Origin of the sequence: Candidatus Chloroploca mongolica (genome assembly GCF_004762035.2) — a bacterium.
Lineage (GTDB): Bacteria > Chloroflexota > Chloroflexia > Chloroflexales > Chloroflexaceae > Chloroploca > Chloroploca mongolica.
On sequence record NZ_SIJK02000022.1, the window covers coordinates 87,177 to 94,304 of the forward strand.

The window sequence follows — 7,128 nt, forward strand, 5'->3', positions numbered from 1 at the left end:
GGGAACACCCCGCCGTCGCTGTGTTATGCGCTGTTCAGCTAGCTTGCTTTTGCAGCCGCAGTCTCAACGTTTGGTTCAATGCCCTTCAGGGCTGCGACCACAATATCACGGTTGAGCCGTGAGATCGTATCGAGGCTGATCTCTTTGGGACAGACTGCCGAACACTCGCCAATGTTCGTACAGTTGCCAAAACCTTCGGCATCGTGAACCGCGATCATGTTCACGGCGCGTTGGTGGCGCTCGGTCTGGCCCTGGGGCAAAAAGCCCAGGTGAGTCACCTTTGCTGCTGTGAAGAGCATGGCCGAGCCATTCGGACAAGCGGCGACACAAGCAGCACAACCAATACATGCTGCTGCATCCATGGCTTTGTCAGCATCTGGCTTGGCAACAGGAATGCTATTGCCATCAGGAGCCGAGCCAGTCGAGGCGCTGATAAAGCCTCCAGCCTGGATAATGCGATCAAAGCTCGTACGATCAACCACCAGATCCTTGAGGATTGGGAACGGCTTGGCCCGCCATGGCTCGATCGTGATCGTATCGCCATCATTAAAGCTGCGCATATGCAACTGGCAGGTCGTCACGGCTTTCTTGCCATGGGCAATACCGTTGATCATCAAGGAACACATGCCGCAGATACCCTCACGGCAGTCATGGTCGAAGGCAATTGGCTCCTCGCCCTTCAGGATTAACTCCTGATTTACCACGTCCAGCATCTCAAGAAACGACATGTCTGGACTCACGTGGTTGGCGGGGTATGTCTTGAACTCGCCTGGCGTCTTGGCATTCTTCTGACGCCAGACCTTGAGCGTAACCTTCATCAGAAATCCCCTCTTACTTATAGCTGCGCTGGGACGGCTTCACATACTCGAACGCCAGCGGTTCTTTATGCAATTCGGGCTTCGACAGAGTACCCGTATATTCCCAGGCCGAGACATAGCTGAAGTTTTCGTCGTCGCGCAATGCTTCACCATCAGCCGTCTGGCTCTCTTCACGGAAGTGACCACCGCACGACTCACTGCGCTGCAAGGCGTCAATGCACATCAATTCGCCCAGTTCGAGGAAGTCGGCCACACGACCGGCCTTCTCCAGTTCCTGGTTGAGATCATTGCTTTCACCTGGCACCCGCACATTTTGCCAGAACTCCTCGCGAATCTCGGGAATACGCTGGAGGGCCTTCTTGAGGCCGGCTTCGTTGCGCGCCATACCGCACTCGTCCCACATCATCTTGCCAAGCTCGCGGTGGAAGTCGTCGACCGTACGCTTGCCATTGATTGACAGGAATTTTTTGACGCGGCCATTCACCTCAGCCTCAGCCTCGACAAAAGCGGCGTGATTGGTGTCGACGCCACCTGGCTTGATCCCGGCCAGGAAGTTGGCAATCGTGTAGGGCAACACAAAGTAGCCATCCGCGAGACCCTGCATCAGTGCCGATGCACCAAGGCGGTTGGCCCCGTGATCCGAGAAGTTTGCTTCGCCAGCCACAAAGAGACCGGGAATGGTGCTCATCAGGTTGTAGTCAACCCAGAGGCCACCCATTGTATAGTGGATCGCCGGATAGATGCGCATCGGTGTCTCGTAGGGGTTTTCACCGGTAATCTGCGCATACATATCAAACAGGTTGCCATAGCGCTCAACAATCTTCGCTTTGCCAAGACGCTTGATGCTATCCGAGAAGTCGAGGTAGACTCCGAGCCCACCAGGGCCAACGCCGCGACCTTCATCACAGACCTGCTTGGCATTGCGCGAAGCTACGTCACGTGGCACTAGGTTCCCAAAGCTCGGATAGCGCTCTTCGAGGTAGTAGTAGCGCTCATTCTCGGGGATCTGACGCGGATCGCGGGTCTCGCCAACCTTCTTGGGCACCCAGATCCGCCCGTCATTGCGCAGCGACTCACTCATCAGGGTCAACTTGCTCTGATGATCGCCAGTCACCGGGATACACGTTGGGTGGATCTGTGTAAAACACGGATTGCCAAAGAAGGCCCCACGGCGATGGGCGCGCCAGATCGCCGTTGTATTGCAGCCTTTGGCGTTGGTGCTGAGGTAAAAGACATTGCCATAGCCACCGGTTGCGAGCACCACCGCATCGGCCACATGGCGCTCGATCTTGCCGGTGACCATATCACGGGTAATAATGCCACGGGCATAGCCATCAATCACCACAACATCAAGCATCTCGTTGCGCGGGAACATCTTGACCGCACCAGCCGCAATCTGGCGCTCAAGCGCTTGATATGCCCCGAGTAACAACTGCTGACCCGTCTGCCCTCGTGCATAGAACGTACGCGATACCTGCGCCCCACCGAACGAACGGTTGTCGAGGTAGCCACCGTACTCACGCGCAAAAGGCACACCCTGGGCCACACACTGGTCAATAATATTTACCGACACCTGGGCCAGTCGATAGACATTCGACTCACGGGCACGAAAGTCACCGCCCTTGACCGTATCATAAAAGAGCCGGTAAATGCTATCACCGTCGTTCCGGTAGTTCTTGGCAGCATTGATTCCGCCCTGAGCAGCGATGCTATGGGCGCGCCGTGGACTATCCTGATAGCAGAAGCACTTGACATTATAGCCCTGCTCACCAAGCGTCGCGGCGGCTGCACCACCCGCGAGACCTGAACCAACGACAATTACACTATAACGACGGCGATTCGCCGGATTGACCAGTTTCATCTGGAAGCGATGCGTATCCCAGCGTTGCTCAATCGGCCCACCAGATGCCCCAGACTCAAGACCCTTCACAAACTCGATCTGACGTACCCCTGTACGCGTCGTCGTCTCGTTTTTCGTCTCGCTCATCGAAAGAAACTCCTCACCGTATGTAGGTTTAGACTGCCGGCCCCACAATGCCTGCCATCACGGCAATCGGAAACGAGAGATTGCCAATGACAACAGCCGCAGCAACCAGGATCGCCAACCCACGTAGTACGCCGGTATACTTCACACTATTCAGCCCCAGGGTCTGGAACATACTCCACACCCCATGATAGAGGTGCATCCCCAGAAAGACCATTGCGAGCATATAAAAGCCCGAGATCAGTGGCTTCTGGAAGCCCACGACAACATTGTTGTAGACAAAGTACTCAGGATGGCCCCCCAGATAATTGGGATGTTGAAACTCATTCGGCCCATAGCCAACCATCCCGAAGGTCAGGTGCAAAATGTGATAGACGATAAAGAGCAACAACACAATCCCACCAAAGCGCATCGTATAGGCCGCATAACTTGTCTGGCGCTTCTGCTCACCGTACCGCCGTGTACCGCTGACCGCGTTCGCACCCGTGCTCTTGTGGCTCTGCATCGTCAAGGCTGTTGCCGACCAGATGTGGAGAATCACGGCCCCAATTAGTACGAGACGGGCAACCCACAAGAGATGCTCATAGCCAAACACCGGATAGCCCAGTTCACGCAATCCGACAGCGTAGGCATTAAATGCTTCGGGACCCTGGTACATCTTGGTATTGCCATACATGTGGAAAACCACAAAGCCAACCAGAATGAACCCGGTCAGGGCCATGATCACCTTTTTTCCAACCGACGTCCGATAGAGCGTGAGAACTCCTGTCATCGTCCCGTCCTTCCGTTATAACGCACAGTCAAACACGGCAGATATACTATCATCTCCCTATTTCGGAGCACACCAGAGGCCATATTGCTTTCTAGCCTGTTGCACAGGTGTTGAAGAGACTATGCTGCTACGGCACAACCAGTTTTTTCTGGTTGCATAACAGCCACGTCTGGACTATTTCGTTAGCATTGAGTGGGGACGTGCGTATCAGACACGCTTCTATGTAGAAATTATAACTGAAAGATCGGCGCTTGTCGAACCTTATGATCAGTTAGATCTGCCTTGTGAAAGCCATCACACGGCATTAGATAGCCAGAAAACCCTTATAGAACGCCAGGATCTTGAAGCTATATGAAATTTGTATCTTCTGGCACAAAGAACTCTCCGCAAGAACTCGGTATGACAACGAAACGTGTCATGCTCAGCGCAGCGACGTATCTCGGGTTCTCATTGACACCTACTTACAGATCCAGCCGAATCTTCGCTCCAAAGCTCTTCTTCTCTTTGCTGGGGAAGTAGGTCAGACATGCCGCATCAAGCAGATCCGCGCTCAAGGTTGGCGTTTCCATATTGTAGCGTGCAATCGAAATGATCTGATCAAGAATGTCGCGTGGTTGACACATCCGAAATGGTCGCTCATCGGGTTTGTACCATTTCGCAATCAGATAGTCAATGCTCCGATCATCATATGGCACCTTGCGTATTTTGCACATGATTTTCCAGATTTCACGAAACTGATCTTCTGTCGGGTCTATAATCTCGAATTTGTATTTGATGCGCCGTAAGAGTGCCTCATCACCAAGATCTTTGGGGTCGAGATTGGTTGAGAACATGATCAACTGGTCAAAGGGGATCTGAATTTTCTGCCCGGTGACGGTGTTGAGAAAGTCGTAGCGTTTTTCCAAGGGTACGATCCACCGGTTGAGCAGGTCAAAAACGCGTACTTGCTGCCGTCCAAAGTCGTCAATCAGAAAGATGCCACAATTTGCTTTCATCTGAAACGGCGCTTCGTAAAGCTTTGAGGTCTCGTTGTAGATCAGATTCAATTGGTCAAGCGTTAATTCGCCACCAACAATGACCACCGGACGGCTGATGCGCACCCAGCGCCGATCATATTCTGCGGTGTCATCCCAGGGATGCTTCGGCGGCTCATGCACAATGGCATCGTACATCTTGATCACGGCCCCATCGGAATAGATTGTCTGTGGGATAAAGATGTCGTCACCCATCAATTTGGTGATGCGCTCGGCAATGGTAGTCTTGCCATTCCCTGGATACCCAAAGAGCATGACCGAGGTGCCTGAATTGACGGCTGGCCCTACCGAGTTGAGAATCGATTCATCAATGACGAGCCCTTGAAACGCATCACGGATATTTTTGCGGGTCACTTTGACGTTCTGCACCGTCTGGGCTTTGACCGAGGCAACCCAGTCTGCGAGCACCACTGGGGCTGGCCCGACATATTGCACCTTGCTCATCGCCGACATGGCGGCCTCTTGACCGCGTGGGGTCAAAATATATTCGTAGTTGATGTCGCCAAAACCTCGTTGCCCGATAATATCAATGTGTTCTACTTTGCGCAGATCGAGAATAATCTCTTCCACAATGTGATAGGTCAAACACATGCTGTCAGCAAGATCACGCCCGGTGATCCGGCCTTTGTTGTAGAGAATGCGCAAAAAGTGTTCGGTCAGAAATGTGCGATTGAGGCCGGTCTCTTCAAGACTCTGTGGCTCGGGAGGCAAGAAGGAGTTGTTCAGCTGTGGACGAGCCTCATCCTCAGTTGGCGGAGCATCACCAATCGAGCGTAGTGAGGTTACTGTGTCGCCACGCGTGCGAATTTCGTTGATCAGTTGCTCAAGTTCACTGATGTGCATCGCCAGATGCAGGATCGCATCCTGATCCTGGCGATTCTGTGCTTCGGTGTAACAGGCATAGACCGCTCGGGCAATGGTATACTTGACGCCGTCAATATAAAGATGGTGCAAGTATTCCTGTCCGCGCACATAACAATCTCGCGAGTGATAGCGCCGTGCCTGCATCTCTTCGTATGATCGCTGGTCAAGCAAAAACCGCATAACGTGAGCCTTCTCTACCGGTCATCGGGCCAGGTAAAAGTTGTTGCGCCGGGGTTGCTCTGCGCAAACAAGTATCATCTCTTAGTATACTCGTAGTCACAAGTTCTAGCCTATAGTGCGCTAGTCCTACGCAAACCTGTGACTATCAGTGGCGCTAACTATGACCACATATGAAAGTGCTGTGTGCTTACGTGCGGCGTAGCGGCACGTAAGCACACAAACGCTTTTTACAAGCCCTTAGGGTTGCTATACATCATTGCAAAGGCTCGTATGAATAATCTCTTGGGTGATTGGCATTCACTGATGGGGGCTGTGCAACACTGGCTTGCTGGTGGTGACCCCTATGGTGCCTTTGTGATGGCTGATGGCTCGGCCTATGAAGCAGGTTGGTTTGCCTATCCACCGCCAGTGCTGTTACTGGTCTGGCCTCTCGCCTTCGTCCCTTCCTTGCTCAGTGGTATCCTGCTCCAGTTGCTTGCTGTGGCTGGCTTTGAATATTGGTCACGCTATGTGCTTGGGCAGATGAGTCTGCTCTGGTTTGTCCTCTGGCTCCCTTTTGTCCAGGGCCTCCTCATTGGTCAGACGACGCTCCTGGCTTTGGTGTTGCTCTTGTGGGCCGCAACATTCTATCAACATGGCCGTGATCGCCTTGCCGGTCTTTTGCTGGCCTGTGCGATCCTCAAGCCGCAGGTTGTCGTGCTGCCTGCACTCTGCCTGCTCGCTATGGCGCTCTATGATCGTCGCTGGTATATGCTTGGCACTTTTGCGTTCATCACTATCGTGCTCTGGAGCGGCATTGCGTTTGTTGCCGGGCCACAGATCTATGCCGCCTGGTTCAATGGTTTGTCTGCCTATCGTGCCGCTTTGCCCGATCGTCCACTCCTTTTTCCTCCCTTCGGGGTGTTGCTCGGCTTGATGGCTCTATTCCTCTGGTATCGGTATGGTCGTGGCGATCCCTTTGGTCTCGCTCTGCTCGTCAATACGCTGATCTATCCAATGTCGGTGATCTACATTGCTATTGGTGTGGCCCCCGTCGTCATGCGCTGGCGCCCCCAGACGCCTTGGTATCCACTCGTGTTGAGTTGGCTTATTCCGCTGTTTTTTTTCCAACTTCCTCGTACCGCCGAGACGATCGCTGCCACGACCCAACTCGTGGTCGCGACGGCCCTCTTTGCTGCACTTTTGCCTCCTTTGCGTTGGCGGTCCCGGTAAGCTTTGCTTGGCTGCTAATAAGAGAGGGCGCTGGCAGTTTCTGCCGTGGCCGTAAACGGCTCGGCGCTTTGTCTTGCGCCCCAACCCCCAGTTTTTGGTTCGTTTTGGCGGCGAAGCCGTCAAAACGAACCAAAAAATCTTGTGGAGCGGCGTAGCCGCTCCACAACCCACCGCCGAAGGCGTCTTTAGCAGCAGCCCTGCTGCTAAAGACAGGGCTGATGCAAAGTCCCGAGAGGGTTCGATAGTGTCCGCAGATTACGCAGA

The 7,128-nt window shown here is 53.5% G+C and carries 5 protein-coding genes; 1 reads left to right on the plus strand and 4 read right to left on the minus strand.

The genetic code is table 11. From position 1 onward, the window contains the following. Positions 1-38 precede the first annotated feature (38 nt). The 4 genes from EYB53_RS13405 to EYB53_RS13420 form a co-directional block, all read right to left on the minus strand. Positions 39-818, minus strand: coding sequence for a succinate dehydrogenase/fumarate reductase iron-sulfur subunit (locus EYB53_RS13405; RefSeq protein ID WP_135478686.1), 780 nt, complete (start codon positions 816-818; stop codon positions 39-41). Positions 819-831: 13 nt separating this feature from the next. Continuing rightward, positions 832-2,805 carry a fumarate reductase/succinate dehydrogenase flavoprotein subunit gene (locus EYB53_RS13410; protein WP_135478689.1) on the minus strand — a complete coding sequence of 658 codons (1,974 nt, stop codon included), beginning with the start codon at positions 2,803-2,805 and terminating at the stop codon, positions 832-834. A 28-nt stretch (positions 2,806-2,833) separates the two neighbouring features. Then, positions 2,834-3,574 (minus strand): succinate dehydrogenase cytochrome b subunit, encoded by a 741-nt coding sequence (locus tag EYB53_RS13415; RefSeq protein ID WP_135478691.1) that lies wholly within the window; start codon positions 3,572-3,574, stop codon positions 2,834-2,836. 461 nt (positions 3,575-4,035) lie between these two features. Continuing rightward, entirely contained in the window at positions 4,036-5,652 is a 1,617-nt protein-coding gene (locus EYB53_RS13420) for a DUF8689 domain-containing protein (protein WP_135478693.1), read from the minus strand. 270 nt (positions 5,653-5,922) lie between these two features. Between EYB53_RS13420 and EYB53_RS13425 the strand changes: the two genes are divergently transcribed. Next, positions 5,923-6,864: a glycosyltransferase 87 family protein gene (locus tag EYB53_RS13425; RefSeq protein WP_135478695.1), complete on the plus strand. Its 942-nt coding sequence runs from the start codon at positions 5,923-5,925 to the stop codon at positions 6,862-6,864. The last annotated feature ends 264 nt before the right edge of the window (positions 6,865-7,128 follow it).